Below are 23,035 nucleotides of genomic sequence, written 5' to 3'. Positions count from 1 at the left end.
TTTACCACAGTTTGGCTTAAAATTTAAATTCTTAATCAATGAAACTTGTATCTGTTTTATTCATCCAAGCATAGGTCATACCGATGATAAGGGCCCCACCAATATAATTACCAATAAAAGCAAAAATCAGATTGTGTATCACACTACCAACAGTCATACCAGCAATTGTCCCGTTAGAAGCAAAGAATGCTAATGAGAAAGCTGGGAAGTTAGCAATAACGTGTTCGTAACCAAGGAAAGCAAAAATGAAGATCACGAAAATAATAGCCATAACTTTACCTGCATCATCTTTCATACGTAAATTGATGACGAACGCTGTATTAACAACGATGTTAGCAAAAATACCTTCTACAATGATCTGGAGTGTTGACTTGCTTAATTTACCAGCAACACCAGCGAACATATAATTATCTGCCGGCAAGTTTTGGAAAGCACCTGTTAATGAAACCAAATATCCGAAAACAATACCACCGATCAGGTTAAACAATACACAGGTAAATAAGATCTTCGTTGCTTTACCAGGTGATAATTTTTTACGATAAACACCAACTGTCATAAATAGCATATTGGATGTTCCGAGTTCAGCATTCATAAAAATGATCATAACCAAAGACCAACTAAACATAAATGCAAATGTAAATTTACCCGAACCTGGCATAATTTTTTCAGCTTCAAGCGCTGTCCCGAAGGCAATTGCAGTCCCTAATGTTAGAAACAGAGTAGCCAGCATTGAGCGAGCAGCATAACGCCAAAAACTAGAATCGATCAACTCGACCTTCTTTTTTATTCCAGCATCAACTTGACGCATTAAAGCTGATTTTTCTTTTGTTTCTTCTTTAGCTACAGGTTTTTCTTCAACTATCCCGCCACTTTCTTCTTCCAAGTCCTGCATGCCAGTATTTGTTTGTGATTCTAGTTCCATTATAATTTCCCCCTATGTATATTACTAGGCGATTGGCCTAGTGATCATTGATCTCTCAAATGATTTTTTGAGTATTCAACTTATATTTATTTTATTTTTGAAAATACGATCGTCATTGTTAGTACTTAGCATTGATCAATGCTTTTTTCACAAAGTCTACTAAAACTCCTAGATTTTAGCTAAGTTTGTGAAAATGGGTTAAAATACTTTCATGCAACCGTTATCATTTCAACCGATGAAGTAATAATATTATAAAAATATCTTTATGTCAAAGCTTTTTTAGCTTTTTAAAGAAATATATATTTTGCACAATTAATTTCACTAAAACACTTGAAAACGATTTCTATCGTGCTTATAATGTTAATTGTTGTTGTGAAAATTAACAATTTCGATTTATTTGATTCCACTTTACTTTTTGCTTAGTAACTAATAAGTAATATTTCCATAACAAAAAATATTTCAGTCATCTTAGTTACGATGGAGCATTTCTTTAAGGCTAGGGGTTATATTTACAAAGTTTTATGAAGCAACAGAAAATTTCAAGGGGGATTATATATTATGGATTTCAAGACAAGTAATGCAGAAGGTCCTGTAGATTTTATCAATCTAGACGATTTAGAAAAAATGGCACAAAAAGTTGTTCCAAAAGGTGCTTTTGGTTATATTGCAAGTGGTGCTGGTGACACATTCACACTTCACGAAAACCGTCGCTCATTCAACCACAAATTGATCATTCCGCATACATTAATGGACGTGGAAGAACCAGAAACAAAAACTACATTTGCTGGTGAAAAACTTCCTGCTCCAATCATTATGGCACCAGTTGCCGCACATAGATTAGCTAACGAAAAAGGTGAAGCTGCCAGTGCTAAAGGTGTTGCTGACTATGGTTCTATCTACACAGTTAGTTCATACTCTTCAGTTGACTTGCCCAAAGTGACTGATGCTTTGCATGGTGCTCCAGAATGGTTCCAATTCTACTTCAGTAAAGATAATGGCATTAACCGTCACATCATAGACAGAGTTAAGGAACAAGGTATGAAAGCCATTGTTTTAACTGCTGATGCAATGGTTGGTGGTAACCGTGAAACTGATGCCCGTAACGGCTTCACTTTCCCAGTTAAATTACCGATCGTCGCTGAATACTTACCAGACAGTGTTGGTAAATCAATGGACTATGTTTACAAGTCAGCTAAACAAAAACTTTCTCCAAAAGACGTTGAATTTATCGCAGAATACTCTGGCTTACCTGTTTACGTTAAAGGTCCACAAAGTAAAGAAGACGTTGACCGTGCATTATCAGCTGGTGCTTCTGGTATCTGGGTAACAAACCATGGTGGTCGCCAATTAGATGGTGGCCCAGCCGCATTTGACTCATTACAAGAAGTTGCTAAAGCTGTTGATAAACGTGTTCCTGTTATCTTTGACTCTGGTATCCGTCGTGGTCAACACATTTTCAAGGCTATTGCTTCTGGTGCTGACCTTGTTGCTTTAGGCCGTCCAGCAATTTATGGTTTGGCAACAGGTGGTAGCGCTGGTGTTAAACAAGTATTTGAAAAAATGGAATCTGAATTAAAATTAGTTATGCAATTAGCTGGTACACAAACTATCGAAGACATCAAGCACTTCGAATTGCGTGATAATCCATATGACCCATCATTTGACACATCAAATGATTTGAAATTGTTCTAATCTAGCAACCTAAGAGAGACTTTTAACACACTTTTCCCAATTAAGTATAAAAAACTAGAGAGTGAGACAAAAGATGCTTTGAAGCCGATTTGTAACGATGATTGCGTTATTTTGGGTCGTAGCGAAGCGAAGGACCAGGATAACGCAATCATTGTTACAGTAAGGCTTCAATCTTTTGGAACACGTTTAAGAGCCATCGATTTAACTCATTTAATGGGATAGATCGATGGCCTTTTTATAACCGCACAGCTAGTTTTGTCCCAGCCCCTTATTTTTTATCTCGAATTTAACAAGTGAAGCGCGGATGTTAGTTAATATTTGAAAACCAGACCGTCAACTGTCAGATTTGTACGTGAATCATACTAAGCTGTATGTTAAATAGATGAACTCTGATATAAATCAACTACAACTAAACGCTCCTTTTGCTATCTTATGTTCGGACTAGTCTTACTTTAAAATTTGGTAATAACAGTGGCAAGTTGATCGTTTTGTTGTAATGATGCCTATCGGCCAGCTTTTGATAGCTCGTTACTTATTATTAAATATCTAGCATGGCACCTAATAACCACAATTTTGTATTTTTAACCTCCTTTTTTCTCCCCAAAGCATCATTTACCTTGATCCATCTCTTTTTTATTTTGTGAGATCTTATTATAAAGCAGTAGGATCGACTGATTTCCTAATATTAAAAGTAAAAATTTTATTTCTACAAACTAAAAAGCCTTGCTGACGACCAAATATCGGGCGTCAACAAAGCTTCTTTATACAAAATAATATTATCCTTCTTTTTTACTTGTAAAATAACTAACCAGACCGATCACGATCCAAATTCCCAGAACAACATATTCATAAGGCCAAACCAAAGAAACTGAAGTACCTGGAATAACTGTGGCTAGTGCGATCACAATTGCGATCACCCCACCAATAATTGGTAATGTTAGATGCTTATTACGAAAGCCACCCTTTAATTCAGGATGTTTCTTACGGATCGCAGCTAAGTTAAAGGCATTGATCCCCCAAGCTAAAGCTGTCAAAAAACCGCCAATATCCAAGAAGTAAGTTAAAGCACCTTTACCCATCCAGCCTAAACCAAGAACTAAAACTAAAGTCAAAGTAACTGCACGCGAAGGAGTTCCATATTTAGGATGAACCTTAGCAAAGTACTTAGGTAAGATCTCCTTTTCAGCCAACGAATAAATCAACCGTGGTGCTGCAGAAAAAAGTGCCAAGAAACTAGTTCCAAGTCCTAAAAAAGCAATCACGAACGCTGCTGTCCCTAATTTGGGAAAACCAGCAGCTTTAAATGCATCGATCGAGCCCATGTTCATTTGTGCAGTTTCTTTCCAAGGAAAGACCCAGGCAGAAGAAAGAAGCACTAAAATATAATAACTAGCTGCGAACACGATCGAAAGGATGACGATCTTACCAATTTTGTGTGCGGGCGTTTTAACTTCTTCGGCCATGGCCCCAATCGATTCCCAGCCAGTTAGAAAGGTCATTGCTGGTAAAATAAAGCGAAAGATCGCTGGTGTTTTAGCCTGTCCATCGTAAAAAGAAGGTGAAAAATTGCTTAGGCTACCATGACTAAAACCAACGATCGCCAAAGTTGAACCCAAAATGATCAGTAAAGCAAACAATACGATCTGGACGTTGCTAGTTAACTGTGCTCCTAAATAATTGATACCAAAAATAAACAATGTTATTAAAACTCCCAAGATCAGCTCACTATAATGAACTTTAGCGCCCGCAAAGGTATAAGAAGGACCAGACGCAATTTGTGGAAAGATCTCCGAAAGTAAATAACTAGATGCAGTCACATAAAAGGCCAACGCACTAAGATAAGAACCTAGTAAGGCCCATCCAGCAAATAGACCACCTTTTTTACCAAATGCCTCATAACCATAAACAACTTCTCCACCCGCTTTAGGGTAGATAGTCGACAATTCAGCAAAAGACAAGGAAACCATGATGGCTAACAGCGAAGCCGCTAATAAACCAAAAATCTCGCCTCCTGCACCATATTGTCCAAAAAATTCACTATTGGTGTAGATCCAACTACTCCCGATCACACCACCTGAGCCTAATGCAATTAAACCCGTTGTACTAATACTATGTTTTAACTTATTATCTGCCATTTTATCACCTTAAATTTCCGCCTAACGCATATGTATCAGAAAAGCCTATCTTACATGAGCTGGCTTTTCTTTAAGGTTAGAACTTTCCCTGTCTTTTTATTTTTTAATAACTTACTCTGATCTTAATGCAATTGCAGCATCTTTCTTGGATCCCATTCGAGCCGGAATATGACCACCTAAAACAGTCAAAATCGTACTGATGATCACCAATAAGATAGCATGCCATGGGTTTAGCTGAGCCACATTACTCAAATCAGTGACTTTTTCCAACAAAATATTGGCTGGAAAGGTCAGTAACCAAGCAACGATGACACCCAAGACACCTGAACCAACCCCTAAGATCGTAGTTTCTGCGTCAAACACACGCGTAATATCCTTCTTACGTGCACCCAACGCTTTCAAGACCCCAATTTCTTTGGTCCGTTCCAAAACAGACGTATAAGTAATAATTGCGATCATGATCATCGAGGTGACCAATGAGATGCCCGCAAATCCGATCAAAACGAACGTGATCGCGTCCATCAAACCACCAGTCAGTGAACTGATACTACCTGCTAAATCGTTATAAACGACCTTATCTTTACTTGCTTTATCCTTATTGTATTTATCCAGGTAATTAGTGACCCGGTCTTTTTGATCGAAGCTATTTGGGTAGATCTGTATCGTACTAGGAACACTTGCAGCTCCCAAATAAGTCATCAAGTCTGGGCGACTAGCTGACTTGATCGATTGACCAGTCAAAACGTTTTGTTCGCTAGAACGCTGTGCATTAGCGATAGCTGAGTCCTTATTTTGGTCGACGACCTCTTTAGTTAGTCGATCGTTATAAGCGACCCCATTAGCCAATAATCCATCAGAATTTTTAGACTTGGTCCGTAAAATACCTGTGATCTTTAATGTCTTAGTCTGATCTGAAGAAGCCATTTGCTGGTAGTTTTTGTCCGGAACAAAAGTCCCAGTTGGTAGCTTTCGATAAAAATCATCATTTGCTATTAATTTAACTTTAGTACCGATCAAATCAGAAGCTTTTAGATCCTGATTATTTTTAACATCAAAGCCCAAGTTCTTTAATGCATTGATATTAACGTTATTATGCTGATCAGCAATCAAAACAATATCCGTTTTCTTAGATGGATAATCACCAGCAAGTGTTTTATAATTTTGCTTTAAAAAACTCATTTTTCCGTTACGGTCAGTTGGATAAACGGCCCCACCCACACCAACTGAAGAACTTGGGTCACTACTCGATTGATCTTGTGCTTGTGATTCATCTAAATTCGAAAAAGTAACTGGTTTATATTTGCCATCAACTTGACGAACTAAGTTAAATCCCGTCGTATAAATATAAGCGATATCTTTAGCTGCCGATTTTTTAATATCTTTAACATAGTCAACATAATCATCATCGATTTTGTTTATATGTTGCGCCGACTCCGCTGTACTTCTTTTAGCCCTGATCGTTTGGCCTTTAGCGAAATTATTTTTCCCATTAGACTGAGAATTTTGTGCTGCTGCTTGTGAATCTAAACCGACTCGTGAAATAGTGATTGGAAACTGTGATAAAGTTTCTGCCTGTGTATTATCGATCTGTTTTTGAAAACCGTTAGATAAAGCCAACACGATCCCAATTCCAATGATTCCAATACTTGAAGCAAACATCGTTAAAAATGTCCGTCCCTTTTTGGTCTTGATATTGGTAAAGGATAACTTCAAGGCCGTCCAAAAACTCATCTTGGTCCGATTAAGTTGAAAGTCGCTGTTGACCTCTCCGCTTTGATATGGTTCAGAATCATCTAAAACTTTTCCATCGTTAAACTTGATGATCCGGTCAGAGTATTCTTCAGCGATATCTGGATTATGTGTCACCATGATCACTAAACGATCTTGAGCAAGCTCCTTGATCAGATCCATGATCTCATGACTAGTCTGTGTATCTAAAGCCCCAGTCGGTTCATCTGCTAACAAGATCTCAGGGTCATTAGCCAAAGCACGTGCGATCGCTACTCGCTGTAATTGACCACCTGACAGCTGAGCTGGTTTTTTATTCATATGTTTTTTCAGCCCAACACGTTCTAACGCTTCTGTTGCTTTCCGCTCTTTTTCTTCATTAGAGACACCACTCAATGTCATTCCCATCGTGACATTATCCATGATACTTAAATGAGTGATAATATTATAATCTTGAAAAATAAAACCGATCGAGTTATTCCGATATGCGTCCCAATCACTTTCCTTAAAGGTTTTCGTTGATTGTCCATTGATCAACAGATCACCAGAATCATAATGGTCCAGTCCACCGATCACATTTAACATTGTTGTTTTTCCAGAACCACTGGCACCTAAAATCGAAACGAATTCTTTTTCACGAAAAGAAAGTGAGACATCATCTAATGCCTTAGTTGTTGTATCACCAACTGTGTAATACTTCTTGATGTGTTTGAGGTCTAACATCATAAGCTCCTCTCTATGTCTTTCAAATATTTCACAAAGACAACATTTAAAAATTGCATAATATAAATTTACCATTCTTAAATAAAAAAATCAGCTAAGAAGAGCTAAAGCGATCATTTATTGCTTTTTAAAACACTTAGCTAACAGCCACGGCAACAATCAATACAATAGCGAATAAAATACTAACTTTCCAATCGAATGATAAATAAGGCGCTGAACCCCAAAATAGCCAGAACTAAACTCACAAAAAAAACGTATTCAAAACCTAAGCCGCCACAAACTAATATTTGATATTTAAATGATATAACAAGTTAAGTCCATTTTTTCAATGTTCCAATAATTAAAACGAGAGCAGGACAAAAGTCGTTTTGAAGTCGGTATTACATTGAGGATTCGTACTTTTGAAACGCGTTTATGCTGTAAAAATTAGAAGCGATAATTTGATTATTTTTTAGCAAAAGAAGAGACTGGAATATTGTTTTGTCCCAGTCTCGGTAGTGTCCAAATGCCAAATCCTAAAAAATGTTTGAAACAATCATCGTTAGTACTGCCAAAATCATTGCGTCGCCAATACTTAATAGTAAAGCTACTACCATTATCACAGCTGTACAGGCAAAACATTGGGTAATGATAAAGAAACCAGCCTAGTAACAGTGCATAAAATCGTTAATAAACTAAACAAAGTAATTTTTGATCAATAACCGTTCTTTTGCATCTAATATTCCTCTTAAAGCAGTAAATATTATAGAACCTATTAAATTAATGTTGCTCATACTAATTAGTTTAATTCTACACTAGGCTGTGCTAGAATGCCCATACTTGGAGAGAAAGGGCGCAAAAATATGGGCGTTTTTCAAAGTCATTAGCCGATTTTTTGTGTACCTTTCATACAAGTTATTCAACAATATGAATCTTAAAAAGGAGAACAAAAATGACTGATCATACCCTGATTTTTGGCCACCGTGGTGCCCCCGTCAAATTTCCTGAAAATTCTTTAGCCGGTTTCAAATACGCACTAGCTCAAGGGATCGATGGAATTGAATTTGATGTTCATTTATCCAAAGATCAGATACCTGTAGTGATCCATGATGAGACCCTAGACCGAACCACCAATGGCAGTGGACGTATTCATGACTATACATTAGCACAATTGCGTAATTTTAAATTAGCTAATGGTCGACCGATTCCAACGCTTGCTGAAGTTTTAGACCTATTAGCTGGCCAAGATGTTCAAGCTAATTTAGAACTTAAGACCAACAAGATCCATTATCCCGGAATCGAAAAAATAGTTTTGCAAATGGTAGCTCAAACTAACTTAGTTCATCCAATGATCTACTCTTCATTTGATCTTCAAACTTTAAGAAATTGTCGCAGTATCGATCCAGATCAAAACTATAATTTCCTGTCATCGCACAGAATTTTTCACCCGGAAAAAACAATTAAAAAAGAAGGCCTCAGCGGATTACACCTCAAACATTACCAGTCAGCTGGTATTTTACAGCGTGTGTGGACTGTTAACGATAAGCGCAAAGCTACCTTGTTATTGAAGCATGGTATAACTGGCATCATTACTGATGATTTTGAAACAATTACGAAACTTCGTGACCAATACGAAGCACAAATAAAATTAACGTTGCTTTAAGCCACCATCAGACTTGGCGGTTGAAAAAAGATAAAAAACTAGCTCTACAAGTAAAGATCGCGACATAATGTCAGATGCAAAAGTCCATTGTGTCGCAATCTTTTTATTGTTTGAGCCACTTTTTTTATAATAAGCCTAATTTTTCTTGTAGATTAGCAACATCCTCATCCATACCACTAGCTTGTTGTTGAACTTTAGCCAACGCATCTGTCAAACTTAAGCGTTCCTGTCCTTTACGGTCGATCGTTGTTTTAGCATGAACAAGTGAGCTTAAAATAGCTTCTTCTACCGCCGAAACTGTCATCCTAAAGTAACGGTCCATTTGGTCATCAGAAATAGCTTGGCGAGTCATTAATTGCTGTTTAGGGAAATGTTCGATCTGGTTAGCTGTCGAAAACGCCAACGTTATCTCCCCAGAATCATTACCAATAAAAGAACCAGTATACCTACACTTGAACGTTTAGCGATCCTTTTTAATTGCCGCGTATCAAATGGAATATCTGTTGCAATGACGGTAATGATACTGCCATCTTCATCTCGTTTATTATATTCAGACAGCTGACTGATTTTGTTGCCTAGTTGATGGTCGTAGATATCAAGATCTGAAACATAACCGTAGTTTGACATAACTAACGCACCTAAAGTAAAAGTCTGCCCATCAATTTCAATTTGCCGTGAAGCAGAACCAATACCGCCTTTAAGGTCATAACAGCACATACCAGTCCCACCACCAACGCAGCCTTCAGCAAATATTTTACCAGCACTAGAAAATGCTTGTGCCACATCATCTTCAGTGACCCCTAGATTTCGGATATTATTAACTGCACCATCATTACATTCCATAACCATTGAATTGACCGTTCCCGTTGCTAATCCGATCTCTGAATTTTCAGCAAGTGCTTTTTTGACTAAATAATTATACGCAACACCGACCGACAAAGTGTTAGTTAAAACTATCGGGGTTTCTAACGTCCCCAATTCGTCGACCTGGACTAAACCCGTACTTTTACCAAAACCATTGATCACATAACCAGCGGCCGCTAGTTTGTGTTCAAAAACATTATTTTTAGTCGGAATGATCGCTGTCACACCCGTTTTTAAACGGTCGGTCACAAGCGTTTGGTGCCCGACTGTTACTCCAGGAACATCCGTGATCAAATTATTTTTTCCTGGTTTTGTTTGGCTGATCTGGTCCAGAAATGGTTTATTTAATCCCATTAAAATCCCCCCACTATTCCAATTTTAGATAAAGCCATCTTAACATGAGCATACTCAAATCTTTACCCTGACTGATATCCATGTACCTCCAGCTTTTATTTTTTAAAAGATGGAGGTGTTTTTTATCGTTTGAGAACTCAACTGCATTTTTGATACCAATTTAAAAAGCCAAAACATACTACTAAACCGAACACTTTATTTTGGGCTAACTTCATCGACCAGCTCAGTTCTTATTGTTTCTTTTCTTGCCCTTCTTAATGAATTCTTTGCATTTAGTAAAAAACACTTTATACCAGAACTTTAAGCGGTTTCTATTAAAATTATATTTTAACAAATTATGTGAATAAGTTGACCACAATTTGACAACACAGCTAAATACGTTATACTTAAAGTGTAGATAGATAGTAAGTACTCACTATTTAGTGAGTGCAAGACGACAACCAAAGGAGGAAAGAATTATGTTATATACTTGGACATTTTGGATTTTAGCTGTTTGGTTCGTAGTAAACGTAATTTGGATGTGGTTTGTTCGTGATCAGGAAAACTATCAAAAGACATTCGCATGGATCAACGTAGTTGCTTTGATCTGGGGTTGGTGGGTATACTTCGGTGCCGCACCTGTCGCAGCATTAACTGGCTGGTTGATGGCAGTTAACATTGCAAACATCGTAGTAGCAATTCTTCAATTCTATTATGGTTATAACACAAACAATGCAAGTCATAATCAAACTGCTTGATCAAACTTACTAAGATTTATTTGAAAGATAATTATTTACCAAAAAGATCTACCAGTGTCCGCCACGGTAGATTTTTTTAACGGTAAAATTAAAAATGGTCAGTTAGCGTAAAGTGTTTATGGGTGAGATTGTAAAAAGATAAAAAAGAGAAATAACTCTCTGTTACAATTGTAATTACGACAAAACAATGAAAGAGAAAGTTATTTTTTAATGAATATTTTACAACAATGGTGGCACAATTGTGGAGTGATTTTAATAAAAATGGCGAGAAAGTCCTTTATCAAGAAAGTTTCTTTGACGAATGGGTCGAAAATACGATGTCTGCGGGGCGCGAGCTTTGTTTAAACTTAATCAACTTATTTTTAAAAGAAGCTGATCGCCAGTTCAATTAGTCAAAATAATTTGACCATTTTAAATTCATTTTGCACAATAAATATATAACATATCAAAAATAGGAGGTGTATAAAATGATGACGAACCAAAATATTATTAATGTAAAAGAAGATGTCAAAAAAGAGCTGACCACTAAACAATCTGCCGTAATCGACGCAGCGATCTCACTATTTTCACAGAAAGGCTTCTCCAATACAAGCACTGGCGAAATTGCCCGGAAAGCTAGCGTATCAGAGGGCAGTATTTTTCGTCATTTTCACGATAAAGAACACCTGTTACTAGCGATCTTAGATCCATTAACGAGTAAGATCTTACCATCAGAATTGAACGCTATAACTAATAAAATGTTCCATTCAGAAAAATTAGAATTACTTGACTTCATTACCATGTTGATCGAGGATCGTTCTAAATTCATCAACCTTAACTTAGATGTATTTAAGATTTTTATTAGCGAAGCTTTATATACGCCAGTGGTACGCGAAAAAATATTTCAAGCGATCTCGCAAGAAGATTTAAATGAATTCTTTAAAGTCATAGATAATCTCAAAAAAAATAAGCGTATGGTCAATTGGACTAACGCTGAGATCATGGGCTATATTGCAACAAATATTACTGGCTTTATTCTAAATTATTTTGTAATTTTTCATCAGAATTGGGAAGATACTGAACAAGCACGGCAAAATTTAATCGACTTTTTAGTCAAAGGATTAACTCCCTAAAAAGTCAAAATACATTGACGTTTTTCTCATACGCAAATGTTTAGAATAAATGTTTACTAAATTATTGCTTATGCTCACTGATAGATCATCTTTTAACTAAGGAGCTTCTCATATTGTCACAAACCCAAAAACGAACTAAAAAAGAAATAATTCTTTCACTTTTTGACTTGCTAGAAACTAACAGTTTCGCCAACATCACAGTTAATCAGATCTGTGAGGCAGCAATGATACATCGCAGCACATTTTACCGTTATTTTAACGATAAGTTTGATCTAGCTGAAAATTTGCTGGAAGAATTAGCCGATCGTTTAAGTCGAGAAGCTAACAAAAACCAACGAGATACTTTAGCTGAGATCGATCGTTTCCTCGTACAAAACTTACACTTGATCCAAAATCTGCTCCCTGATCAATATAGCAAATTTTTTCCCGAATTTTCTAGAATACTTGAAGATCTCATCACTTCTCGTTTGAAAGAAAAAGACTTGCAAAATGATATGATCGTTAAAATCGTAAATGAGTCTGCTTATCCTGAGCTAATGGTTTCTTTTATCACTAATTCAGTCATGGGAGTTTTAACTAAACTATTTGAAAATCCTTCCAAAGAAAATATGCAACAAGTCAAAAATTTCTTATTTGAAGCATTTCAAAAACTAATATAATTGTTTTCAAACAAAAAAGAGGCTGGGACAAAACAATGTTCCAGTCTCTTCTTTTGCTAAAAATAATCAAATTATCGCTTGTAATTTTTATAGCATAAACGCGTTTCAAAAGTCTGAATCCTCAATATACTGCCATTTACGCCATTCCTGTCCTGCGCTTTGCTACGGCCAAAAATGGCGTAAACGACGTTACACACTTGCTTCAAAACGACTTTTGTCCCGCTCTATTTTTTTGTCTAACGTTCTTATCTACTCAATTTTATCAGTATCTTCATTTCGCTGATTCTTCTTTTCTTCTTTACGATCACGCAGCAAGTAAATAAATGCTGGCAAGATCGTTAACGCACTGATCAAGGCATAGGCTGTATCAAGTACGGTGATCAACCCGAATTGACGCAAAATAGGGAAGTTAGAGAACATGATAGCTGTAAATCCACCCACAACTGTTAAACCAGAAACAGTGATCGCAGAACCAACAGAAGAAACAGATTGAACGATCGACTTCCTAGTATCATGACTCTTAGAATATTCTTCTCGGTATCTTTCCAAAATCAAAATCGTAAACTCTGTACCGATCCCGAGAACTAAAGCACTAAGTGTAATAGTTAATGGATTATACGGTGTTCCGATCAACCATAAGGTCAATGGCGATAAACCAAGGACGATCAAGATCGGAACTACTGGATACAAGGCTACCCGCCAATTTTTATAAATCAAGAATAAAATCACGAAGATAACAGCTAAACCTACAAGTTCGATCAATGTATGGTTAGCTGAAATATTATCGATCGCAACTAGCATCATTGATTGAGCACCAGCTGGTGAAATCTTCAAATCTCCATTGCCATGCTTAAGTGTCTTAGTTATCTTGTTCATCAATATTAATTGATCAGCTGAAGAAAGGTCTTCTTTGACCTTGAATTGCATTGTAGCATAATGATGATCATCACTGATCATTGTACTTGTCAAAGCTTTTGGCAATAATTTGATCTGCTGATCAATATCGGATTGGCTAGCATTAAGTTTGCCACCAGCGGATTTATACTGACTAGAAATACTTTGAACATCAGTAACACCAGAATACTTATTATCAACTTTTTTACCTAGTTTATCGATAGTTTGAATATTGTCCTGTGAACGAACATCCAAATCACCTGCATCAACAAGATAAGTAATATAAGTCGTTGAACCAATATTATTTTGCAAGGCCTTAGTATTTTTCAAAGCTGTCATGTTTTGTGGGATAAATTTAGTAATATCTGTTTCAACATCGATATTTTTTTCAACTGAGAAGCCAAAAACACCTAAGACCACGCCGATCAACATTACGATACCCGCATGATGAGTAACAAAGTTAGCGTATCTAGCCAAGACTTTAGATAAAATACTTGGCTGTTTAATTTTAGTTTGTTTATTTTTTTTGTTTTTATTTTTCTTACGTTTGTCAGAATCCAACAGACTTAAACTACCAAACATTAAACTAAATTCAACAATGTAACTACTGATCACACCAATTGCAAGCGTCAGCCCAAATTGTTGCATTAGTGGGGCTCTAGACAAGAAAAGGGTCAAAAAGCTGAAAGTCATGACTATTAAAGCAACTCCAACTGCTGGACCCATCTTGTGGATAGATTCCTTAGCGGCTTTTTTAGCATCCTTACGTTTTCGAAATTCTTCTTCATAACGATTATGAAACTGAACACCGAAATCTGTCCCTAAGCCAATAATGATCGGGAGTGTAGCCATCGTGGCTAAAGTAATTGGTAAATCAAACCAACCCATCAGACCAAATGTCCAAATTAAACTTGGCACCACGAATAACAATGCCAACAAACGGCGACGAACAGGGAAGATCAAAGCCAAAACAATGATCATAATCACAATGGCAATGGCAAACATCGTGATCATACTACTCAAAACTTCTGTCCGGATCTGACCTAAGATCCCTGGCTGTCCAGCTAATTTAACTTTAATGCCATCGCTAAAGTTCGCATTTTTGATAACTTTGTTAATGTCATGGTTTAACTGAACGTCAGTATCCATGCTAGAAGCTTTTTCACTAGTATTGATCAAAACCAAGTTCATTTTACCGTTCTTAGGTAACATTTGCTCCATTTCACTTGGAACTTTGCCATTATCACTTAAGAAAATATCGCGTAAAAGTGCTGTCGACATATTTTGAACCTTAGGCAACATTGGCACAACAGTTTTAACCATCGAATTTTTTTGTTGTCCATTTAAAATGCTCATAGTGTATTTTTGCAGGCTATCTTGCTGTTGGTCATTCAGTGCACTTTGCATCATAGCCTGTTGTTTCGATGTCAGGATCGACTGTGTATATTTTTGTACTTGTACTTGTTGTTGTTGGTTCAACGCCTTTTGCATCATCTGTTGCATTTGAGCAGGATCAGCACTACCAGACTGTTGTGCTTGTGCCATCTGCTGTTTTTGTTGATCATTTAAGACATTTTGAACAACATAGCTTTGTACTTGTTGCTTTTGTTGATTTGATAAACTAGCTTGGATCTCATTTTGTAATTTTTGTTGCTGTTGGTCACTTAACTGACCAGCCACATACTTTTGTACTTGTTGCTCTTGTTGATCCGTTAAACTAGCTTGAATCTGATTTTGAAGCTTATTTTTTTGTTTATCTGACAGTGAATTCATCAAATCTTTTTGTAGTTTTGAATTATTCATATCAAATTGGCCAGATAGGCTGTCAGACTTCCCTTTACCTGCATTTGCCAATTCTTGGTTCATTACAGTTACTAAATCCGTTGTTCCACGGACATTATCAACATCTCTGATTTTTCTATCAAACTTGGATAATTCCTGCATATTATCATGCGATAAAATATCAGACTGTTTTCCAGACTGCATAATATAATATGAGTCACCGCCAAAATGGTGCATGTATTTATTAGAATCTTTACTAATTGCAGAATTATTACTAACGAAGACATCATTACCCATCTTGATTTCAAGGTTGGGTAATCCAAATGCCAAACCGATAGTTATTGCTAAAATTATTCCGATCCACCACTTAGCATGTTGATGAATATTGGCACTTAATTTTCCAAATATTTTAGACATAACCTCTCTTTACCTCCACTCTACATTTGTGAACGTCCAGATATTAACATTCATAAAATAAATTTAAGACTCTGGAAGTTCCCGATAATTGAAGCAATGCTTTTTATTATAGTTAGCTTGAAAAAAGAATATAGAGTTAATTTTATTTATTTGTATCAAAATGCGACAGATATAAAAACTGTCTCATTTAGGGAACGCTATCATCATAAAAAAGCGTTAATCAACGTTTTGCTCAGTTTTTAACTTGAGATGGTGACTAAAAAATACGGGGCTTGTGCCATAATTAGTTGTGCAATTCTAAAAGGGCCTTTAATCTACCCCATAAAATAGAGGTAGATCAAAGGCCCTTAAACATGTTTTAAAAGACTGAATACTTACTGTAACAATGATCCTGTTTCTTTGCTACGACCCAAAATAACACAATCATCGTTACAAACTAGCTTCAAAACATCTTTTGTTTTACTCTCTTATTTTTAATACATGTCTCATTTAAAATAGGACTTAAATAATTGTGATCTCTTTTTTTCTAGTATCTACCTCAACTTCTGCACCAAGCGGGATAGTCATAATCGGCTGGGTATGACCAATATTAACGTTATAAAGAACTGGGATTTTTTTAAATTGTGGAAATTTATCCAAAATATAGAAAAGTCTCTCCTTAGTCATTTCCGTTTCTTTAGGAAAACGTCCCAAAACTAAAGCTTTGAGGTGTGGCGCAACCTGTAATAGTGAGGCTAAAAGACGCGAGAGTTCCTTCCAGTTCCCTGCTTCTGAAAATTCACCCAAAATTATTCGGTCATCAAGTATTGGCTGGTAAGGTGTCCCTTGTAATAAATATAATGTATTTAAATTACCACCGACTGTGATCCCTTCAGCGATACCCGAGTTATAGACTTTCCAGTCATTTGTTCGATAATGGTGTTTAATAGAATCATCAAACCAAGCATCGCTAGTCCAAGTTTTAGATGCTTGTAGCTTTATTTGTCCGCTATGACTCAGGACTTGATGCCAATATCGATCTTGGTAGTCGCCTTGTTTTCCTGTCATTTTCAAGGTTGCATAAGCTGGACCGTAGTACGTCACAAGCCCTGTTTGAGCAGTAATAGCATTACACAAAGCGGTAAAATCAGAAAAACCACACATGATCTTGGGATTTTTATCAATCAGCTCATAATCAAGGTAAGGCAGCAATTCATTTGAAGTTTCGCCACCAATCACTGACAATACTGCCTTAACATTTTTATCGGCAAACGCTTGGTGTAGATCACTAACTCGTGAAGTAATGCTCGATGATCCTTGCATATCCATTTCATTAACGTTGTCACCAAAAGTTACGTGATAGCCCCATTCTTCTAACTTTTTTTTCGCGCCTAAATTAGCCTGCATTCCACCGACTCTTTGTAAGGAATCACTCGGTGCCACTACCCTAATTTCATCGCCAGGTTTTAGTCTAGCTGGTTTAATAATATCCATCTTTATACCATCCTCTTTACATGACAGATAATTTTCATCGTAATGTACTTTATTTTTTAACAAGGTGTGTTAATTTTCAGGATAATTTTTCCACACAAAAGCTTACGTCTAGCTACCTTTAACCTCAAATCGCAAAAAACACGGCTTAAAGTTAAAATCTACTAGTACTCGCCTTTTAAACACATTGTTTTGTTCCATTCATTTTTCTTTGACCCAGGCCTTTTGTCCGTAACCTTTAATTTTCATTAACGGCGCTTTATATTTGCTCTTAGTTGCACTTGCATAGTAATCACCATTTCTGCGGTACCCTACTACCAATAATTTAGTTCCTCTTTCAAACCACGACTGACTTTCTTTGGTTCGTTTGTCATATTTACGGTAGTTATATTTACCAACCCTAACATTAACGATCCCCGTTTTTGTTAATAAAAAAATGATATTCTTACGCGGGTCTTTATCGATCACCGTTCCTGCAATTACATTTCGTTGATATTGTGGACGAGCCTGGCCCTTACCACTAGTCCAACCGATCGCTGTTGGTTCATCGCCTAATGAATTGAAATCAACTGCATGATATAATTCTGGAATCGTTGTATATTCCAACTCATGTTTTTTAACATAAAACGAGAGAGCCTCCATTTCCCAGGAAGCCTCATTGCCCACACAATTTTCTTTCCAAAACTCACGCATATTTTGGCGTGCTTCGATGCTAACTGCCTCTTCAGTTTTCAACCAAGCCTTCAGACCTTTGATCTGTTTGTTATACCATTTATCAAACTGTTTAACATCGATCGATAATTTTCCATCATTGGCTGTCCAACCATCGGGCGCCTCAGCTGAATAAGCCTGCTCGTATCTGTCGAAAAACTGCTGCTTTATCTGTTCATTCATCGGAACTTTATTTCGTCCGGTAATTTTATTTCGAAATAAAACTAATTCAACTTGGCCTTGGTATTTCGCAGGTATATCAGCAGCAATTTTTGGAACTTGTACGGTCGTTAACTTTTTCTTTTGCGGTGTAACTGCACGCACTAGATCTTCCATTACCTTACGCCGATTTTCATTCAAACTATCAAAACAACCTGCCTTAACCAAGGTCACCGTTTTTTTAGGAGTCATCTCAGTTTTAGTCAAGAAATCTTCCACTGAATCGTATGGCCGGTTATCAATAATATTTTGTGCATCATCCTTACCGATACCCACGATCGGATATAAGCCAAATAAGATCCGTCCTCTTTCACTATCGGGTAAAAATCCATAATCAGAGCGATTTATATCAGGATTAACTACAACTCCTGGCATTTGCCCGATCGCACGACTGACTTTAGCATAGTCGGCACCAGTAAAGACATCGCCATAAATACCACTATTAACTGACAAACAAGCAGTTTTCCAATAAACTGCTCCAAAGCGGTAAGCGATGTTCATTTCAACCATCAAAACCAAAGTATAGGTTGTTCCATGGGCTAAGTTGAAACTATAATATTTAGCTGGTTCAGCACAGCTATCCCAGACATAGTTCAATAAAGCCTCGGATGTCCCTAAGTTTTGACCTTTTTCATAGAAATGTTTTTTTTCTTGCTCATATAATTCTTGATTTTTTTTAGCAATCGATTTCCGTAATCGATTAGCTTCCACTAAAGTAAAACCAGTAATTTGTGGGTCCATCGTCAAGGCCATTAACGTTTCTTGCGAGTAACAAACACCATAAAATTTCTGTAGATGTTGTTTCATTAAAGTGATCTCATCCGTATTTAAACCATATTTTTCCATGTCAGTGTCCCACTCGGACAAATCATCACGATAACGCAAGTAACGATCGATCGGCTGTTCGCCTTCTGCCACCGTCAGACGCATTAACGCATTAGCAGCCACCAGTTGATCAAAAGTCCGCGCGTTCATCTTAAGCAGCGTTCGTCGTCCCGTCATACTACTAAACTCAAAGGCATTGATAATTTCACCATCGAATAGCATATCAAACATCTCAGGTACATCCATTTCTAAACGATCCACTGCGAAATATTTATCATATGTCGACTTCAGATCTCCTTGCCACTCGATTTTTTGATCACGTAACAATAAACGCATTGCTTCATGAATACGATCCAAAGCATTTAAAGTTAAAATATCGTACTTTAAACCACCCTGATAAGCACTATCATCCGCATCATATTGCGTAACTTCTAATCCAGACTGTGTCTTCATCATCGCATTATGTTCTGTATATGGTTCATTAGTGATCAATACTCCTGAAGCATGTTGCGAGATCCCACGTACTGATCCTTCAATTTGTAACATTGTTTCTTTCAAATGTGGAACTTTTTCTACTGCCGCAATAAAATCTTGGGCAGGACGCCGACCTTTGTCTTTGTTACCATACAAAGAATCTTTGATCGGCCATGCGACCATTCTTTCTTTGGGTAACAAATTAATCAGATTTCGTGATTCTCGTAAATCAACTTCCAAGCCGCGACAAGCTGTCAAAACCGTTGAAGCCGATGCCTGAGTATTAAAGGTACAGAAATTTAACACATGATCATTACCAAAATAATTTTTAAAGGCTTCGATGATGTCACCACGTTTGGCACCTTCAGTATCCGTATCAACATCTGGCAGATCATCCGCTCTTTCTGCAGACAAAAAACGCCAATATGGTAATTCATATTTGATTGGATCGATTTGTGTAATATCCAAAAGATAGGCCGTATAAAAACAACCGACTGACCCACGACCAGGACCTACTAAAGAACCCGTATCCCAGACGATCTGCAACAACTTACGCATCGTCAAAAAGTATTGTGACAGTGGCGCACCCAGATACTCACTGACTACCTTGATTGCGTTTAACTCGGCATCGATCCTTTGTAAATGTTTCTGGTCAAATGACTGCTGTTTTTCTTTCATTGCATCGATCAACAACCGTAAAAAGTATTGATCAGCTATTTCGTTAGATTCAAAAAAATAGCTGATAGCCGGATAGTCAGCCAATTTAATATCTAACTTATTTTTGTCAACTTGTCTGAAATGCGGCAGGCGTGTGGCCGGAATTTCTTGTATATGTTTCAAACTATAAGTTTCGATTTGCTCTAATAACTCTAACGAATTTTTTGTCCCTATTTCGATCACATCTTCGGGCAGATAATCGTTTAATTCTTCTTTAGAAAATAAGTAGGCATATGAGTAGAATCCTTTAACATCGCGTGCTTGATTTTCTGATTTCAAAAAAGTTTCATGGCTTTGTTGGTCACGCAGATCTACATAGTGGGCATCAGTTGAAATCAAGTATTTGATACCGGTTTCTTGAGAAAGTTCTATCAAAGCCTTGTTAACTGTTACTTGATCCGGTGTATCTGCTGGCATAATCTCAAAGTATAGATTTTCTAACCCAAATAATTGGCTTAACCGATCAACTAATTGCCGTGCTTGTTGTTTAGAACTATTTAAAATAATTTGTGATAGTTGTGAGCCTAAACAGGCCGTTGAAGCAATAATATCCCCTCGGTAAGCAGGTAAATTTGCCTCTAACCAATCCCAATATGTGGGTAAACGACGCATACCGCGCATAAAGAAACTATCCATCCATGCTTGCGTCGTAAGTTGTCTTAAAAAGTGGTAACCGTGTTCATTTTTGGCCGTTAGTACAAAATGATAAAATGGTAATGTTTCTTTATTTTCACGCGCTTGTTCTACTGCTTGTCGTTCGACTAAATAAATTTCGTCACCATAAGCAACCTTAAAATCCCCCAGTTTTTCCTGGTGTGTATTTAAGAACTTTTCTGCTTGAACATGGCTACTCAGTGTCTGATGATCACTTAAAGAGATCCCAGCCAAACCTTTAGAATAGGCTGCTTCAATAATTTCATCGACTTCATTGATCGAATCTAAAAAGCGATTATTGGATCCCATCGCTGTATGATTATGAATCCCGAAATAAGTCCCCGTCATCGTATCTTGCTCCCTTCAGCACTGTTGTTACTACTAATATTGTACACTTTATAGCTAAACTTATGCGACTTTAGATACCTGCCAAAAACATTCCATTTGTGACACTTACTTTCTCTGATTCTGTCTTGCATTTCCATTTGTACTGCAAAGTTTCATTAACTTGATGTTACATTTCTAGTTATGATACTTACTAATGTCGACTCCGTGTCACATTCACTTTTATAATACTTACTATAGTCCACTTAGTATCACATTTCTGTTTGTGTTGCTTACATTCTCTAACTTTGAAGCACATTCTCGTTTGTAACACTTACTTGAACCAACTTTGCTACACATTTACATTTGTCCTACTTACTCCCATTGATCTAGTCTCTCATTTTTATTTTTCAAGCACAAAAAAAGAGACGTCAGATCTAACGTCTCCTCTTTTTTTATTTTAAAAACTCTTGTTCTTATCTTTTTGTCTCCACAAGTTGCCAACTACTATCTACCAAAAAAGTATCGTGCTGATCAATAAATTGGTGATTAGGTTGACCTCCAGCAAAAAAGACTTTAGTCCAACTATTTTTATAAACCCAATAGTTTTTGACAACTTTAAGTTTGTTAGCTGAAGAACGCTTAACTCTGACTTTAGTTGTCATCGGGTCAGTTTTCTTCAGTTTTCTGGAATTATCATTTTTAGTACGATAATAATAAATTTTTTCTTGACCATTACCCAATTTTTTATAAAGTAACTTTTCAGGCCCATCGCTTTTTACACTCGACGTTAATTTTTGTTCCTGTGTTTTTGAGATCTGCTTCATTCCAAAATGATTAGTATCATTCAAAATCAAGGTAACTGAAACAACCGCTAATAAGAGCACGCTACCTGTGACCCATATATATTTAGCTGGACCACTCTCAATAAAAATCATGCAATATGCAAATAGCAAAACACTGATAAAAAGTAATGCAATCCCCATTTATAGCGCCTCCTTATCAGACTTCAAGAAGAACGACAAGATAAAACCAACTAAGGCAAAACTAGTAGAAATCACAAAAGCATACCTAAAACCAACGATATTAGCTTGTAATGACAATTTTTTAAATAAGACCGGAGTTTGTGACATAACAGTCTGTGCAGGAGAATTGTTTAATGTAATATTAGACATCACTGAAACTAAGATCGCCGTTCCCATTGAAGCAAAAACTTGACGGATCGTATTATTAACGACCGTACCAGAACCGATCAAATTAAGGGGCAAGGCATTGATACCCGTCGTTGTTGTCGGCATGGTGACCATAGATATCCCAAACATTCGGACCATATAGAATACTACTAAATAAGAAATTGGCGTTTCATCAGTCACCGGAATAAATGTCGCTGTCGTCGCGGTCAATAAAAACATTCCTGTGATCGCCATATTACGACCCCCCATTCGGTCAAAGATCCGCCCAGTTACAGGGTTCATTAACCCGATCACGATCGCACCAGGTAACAAAGTTAATCCTGAAACTAACGGAGATTCTCCCCTAATGGTCTGTAAATACAGTGGCAAAATCAAAGTAAAACCATTCATCGACATGAAAGCTACAGCTACCAAAATAACAGACAACGTGTAGTCTGAGTGCTTAAAAACTTTAAACTCCAATAATGGATTATTGATCTTAAGTGAACGCCAAACAAAGAAAGCCACGAAAATTACACCAATGATCAAAGTTACATACACGATCGGATCTGTCCAACTATAATTACCAACGGATGAGAAACCAAATAACATAGAACCAAAACCAATGATCGACATCAAAACCGACGACCAATCGATTGGTGCTTTTTCTGTTGGTAAAACCTTTCTTAGAGTAAAATAGCCCAAGATCAAAACCAAAACTGAAATTGGCATGATCGACAAAAATAGCATTCTCCAAGAATAGTTTTGTAATAACCAACCTGAAAATGTAGGTCCGATCGCTGGCGCC

Annotated in this window: 13 protein-coding genes and 1 pseudogene; 5 read left to right on the top strand and 9 right to left on the bottom strand. The window is 36.9% G+C overall.

Annotated features, from left to right (window positions below):
- Window positions 1–31 precede the first annotated feature (31 nt).
- The gene (locus LACPOB_RS0105470; RefSeq protein WP_026142767.1) at window positions 32–808 is read right to left on the bottom strand and encodes a formate/nitrite transporter family protein; all 777 of its coding nucleotides are present in this window, start codon (window positions 806–808) and stop codon (window positions 32–34) included.
- A 672-nt stretch (window positions 809–1,480) separates the two neighbouring features.
- Between LACPOB_RS0105470 and lctO the strand changes: the two genes are divergently transcribed.
- A complete protein-coding gene (gene lctO, locus LACPOB_RS0105465; RefSeq protein ID WP_017867826.1) occupies window positions 1,481–2,614 on the top strand; it encodes an L-lactate oxidase in 1,134 nt (377 codons plus the stop codon).
- A 776-nt stretch (window positions 2,615–3,390) separates the two neighbouring features.
- Here lctO and LACPOB_RS0105460 read toward each other — a convergent pair.
- Window positions 3,391–4,749 (bottom strand): APC family permease, encoded by a 1,359-nt coding sequence (locus tag LACPOB_RS0105460; protein WP_017867825.1) that lies wholly within the window; start codon window positions 4,747–4,749, stop codon window positions 3,391–3,393.
- 111 nt (window positions 4,750–4,860) lie between these two features.
- Window positions 4,861–7,200 (bottom strand): ABC transporter ATP-binding protein/permease, encoded by a 2,340-nt coding sequence (locus LACPOB_RS0105455; protein WP_017867824.1) that lies wholly within the window; start codon window positions 7,198–7,200, stop codon window positions 4,861–4,863.
- 931 nt (window positions 7,201–8,131) lie between these two features.
- Here LACPOB_RS0105455 and LACPOB_RS0105450 point away from each other — a divergent pair.
- The gene (locus tag LACPOB_RS0105450; RefSeq protein WP_017867823.1) at window positions 8,132–8,842 is read left to right on the top strand and encodes a glycerophosphodiester phosphodiesterase family protein; all 711 of its coding nucleotides are present in this window, start codon (window positions 8,132–8,134) and stop codon (window positions 8,840–8,842) included.
- A gap of 124 nt (window positions 8,843–8,966) precedes the next feature.
- Here the strand turns inward: LACPOB_RS0105450 and LACPOB_RS11805 are convergent.
- A pseudogene (locus LACPOB_RS11805) lies at window positions 8,967–10,060 on the bottom strand (DmpA family aminopeptidase).
- 458 nt (window positions 10,061–10,518) lie between these two features.
- On the opposite strand from LACPOB_RS11805, the gene LACPOB_RS0105440 reads away from it, so the two are divergent.
- The 3 genes from LACPOB_RS0105440 to LACPOB_RS12275 all read left to right on the top strand — a co-directional run bounded on the left by LACPOB_RS0105440 (window position 10,519) and on the right by LACPOB_RS12275 (window position 12,568).
- Window positions 10,519–10,797: a hypothetical protein gene (locus LACPOB_RS0105440; RefSeq protein WP_017867822.1), complete on the top strand. Its 279-nt coding sequence runs from the start codon at window positions 10,519–10,521 to the stop codon at window positions 10,795–10,797.
- A 467-nt stretch (window positions 10,798–11,264) separates the two neighbouring features.
- A complete protein-coding gene (locus LACPOB_RS0105430) occupies window positions 11,265–11,909 on the top strand; it encodes a TetR/AcrR family transcriptional regulator (RefSeq protein ID WP_017867820.1) in 645 nt (214 codons plus the stop codon).
- Window positions 11,910–12,022: 113 nt separating this feature from the next.
- Window positions 12,023–12,568, top strand: coding sequence for a TetR/AcrR family transcriptional regulator (locus LACPOB_RS12275; protein ID WP_017867819.1), 546 nt, complete (start codon window positions 12,023–12,025; stop codon window positions 12,566–12,568).
- A 249-nt stretch (window positions 12,569–12,817) separates the two neighbouring features.
- Here the strand turns inward: LACPOB_RS12275 and LACPOB_RS11795 are convergent, their stop codons facing one another.
- From LACPOB_RS11795 to LACPOB_RS13025, 5 genes are all read right to left on the bottom strand, one after another.
- Entirely contained in the window at window positions 12,818–15,661 is a 2,844-nt protein-coding gene (locus tag LACPOB_RS11795; RefSeq protein WP_017867818.1) for a hydrophobe/amphiphile efflux-3 (HAE3) family transporter, read from the bottom strand.
- A 501-nt stretch (window positions 15,662–16,162) separates the two neighbouring features.
- A complete protein-coding gene (locus LACPOB_RS0105415) occupies window positions 16,163–17,134 on the bottom strand; it encodes a S66 family peptidase (RefSeq protein WP_017867817.1) in 972 nt (323 codons plus the stop codon).
- Window positions 17,135–17,332: 198 nt separating this feature from the next.
- The gene (locus tag LACPOB_RS0105410; RefSeq protein WP_017867816.1) at window positions 17,333–21,079 is read right to left on the bottom strand and encodes a PHP domain-containing protein; all 3,747 of its coding nucleotides are present in this window, start codon (window positions 21,077–21,079) and stop codon (window positions 17,333–17,335) included.
- A gap of 452 nt (window positions 21,080–21,531) precedes the next feature.
- The gene (locus tag LACPOB_RS0105405; protein WP_017867815.1) at window positions 21,532–22,041 is read right to left on the bottom strand and encodes a DUF4811 domain-containing protein; all 510 of its coding nucleotides are present in this window, start codon (window positions 22,039–22,041) and stop codon (window positions 21,532–21,534) included.
- Window positions 22,042–23,035: MFS transporter (locus LACPOB_RS13025; RefSeq protein ID WP_040532805.1), on the bottom strand; the 994-nt coding region annotated here is incomplete at its 5' end.

Source organism: Ligilactobacillus pobuzihii E100301 = KCTC 13174 (assembly GCF_000349725.1).
GTDB lineage: Bacteria > Bacillota > Bacilli > Lactobacillales > Lactobacillaceae > Ligilactobacillus > Ligilactobacillus pobuzihii.
The sequence above is the reverse complement of the archived record's forward strand: the minus strand, read 5'-3'. Positions and strand labels throughout refer to the sequence as shown.

What these genes read in the sequence shown, in the direction of transcription:
- LACPOB_RS0105460 (WP_017867825.1), bottom strand. Translation starts at nt 4,749, where the DNA reads ATGGCAGATAATAAGTTAAAACATAGTATTAGTACAACGGGTTTAATT.
- lctO (WP_017867826.1), top strand. Translation starts at nt 1,481, where the DNA reads ATGGATTTCAAGACAAGTAATGCAGAAGGTCCTGTAGATTTTATCAAT.
- LACPOB_RS0105455 (WP_017867824.1), bottom strand. Translation starts at nt 7,200, where the DNA reads ATGTTAGACCTCAAACACATCAAGAAGTATTACACAGTTGGTGATACA.
- LACPOB_RS11795 (WP_017867818.1), bottom strand. Translation starts at nt 15,661, where the DNA reads ATGTCTAAAATATTTGGAAAATTAAGTGCCAATATTCATCAACATGCT.
- LACPOB_RS0105470 (WP_026142767.1), bottom strand. Translation starts at nt 808, where the DNA reads ATGCGTCAAGTTGATGCTGGAATAAAAAAGAAGGTCGAGTTGATCGAT.
- LACPOB_RS0105415 (WP_017867817.1), bottom strand. Translation starts at nt 17,134, where the DNA reads ATGGATATTATTAAACCAGCTAGACTAAAACCTGGCGATGAAATTAGG.
- LACPOB_RS0105440 (WP_017867822.1), top strand. Translation starts at nt 10,519, where the DNA reads ATGTTATATACTTGGACATTTTGGATTTTAGCTGTTTGGTTCGTAGTA.
- LACPOB_RS0105405 (WP_017867815.1), bottom strand. Translation starts at nt 22,041, where the DNA reads ATGGGGATTGCATTACTTTTTATCAGTGTTTTGCTATTTGCATATTGC.
- LACPOB_RS0105450 (WP_017867823.1), top strand. Translation starts at nt 8,132, where the DNA reads ATGACTGATCATACCCTGATTTTTGGCCACCGTGGTGCCCCCGTCAAA.
- LACPOB_RS0105430 (WP_017867820.1), top strand. Translation starts at nt 11,265, where the DNA reads ATGATGACGAACCAAAATATTATTAATGTAAAAGAAGATGTCAAAAAA.
- LACPOB_RS0105410 (WP_017867816.1), bottom strand. Translation starts at nt 21,079, where the DNA reads ATGACGGGGACTTATTTCGGGATTCATAATCATACAGCGATGGGATCC.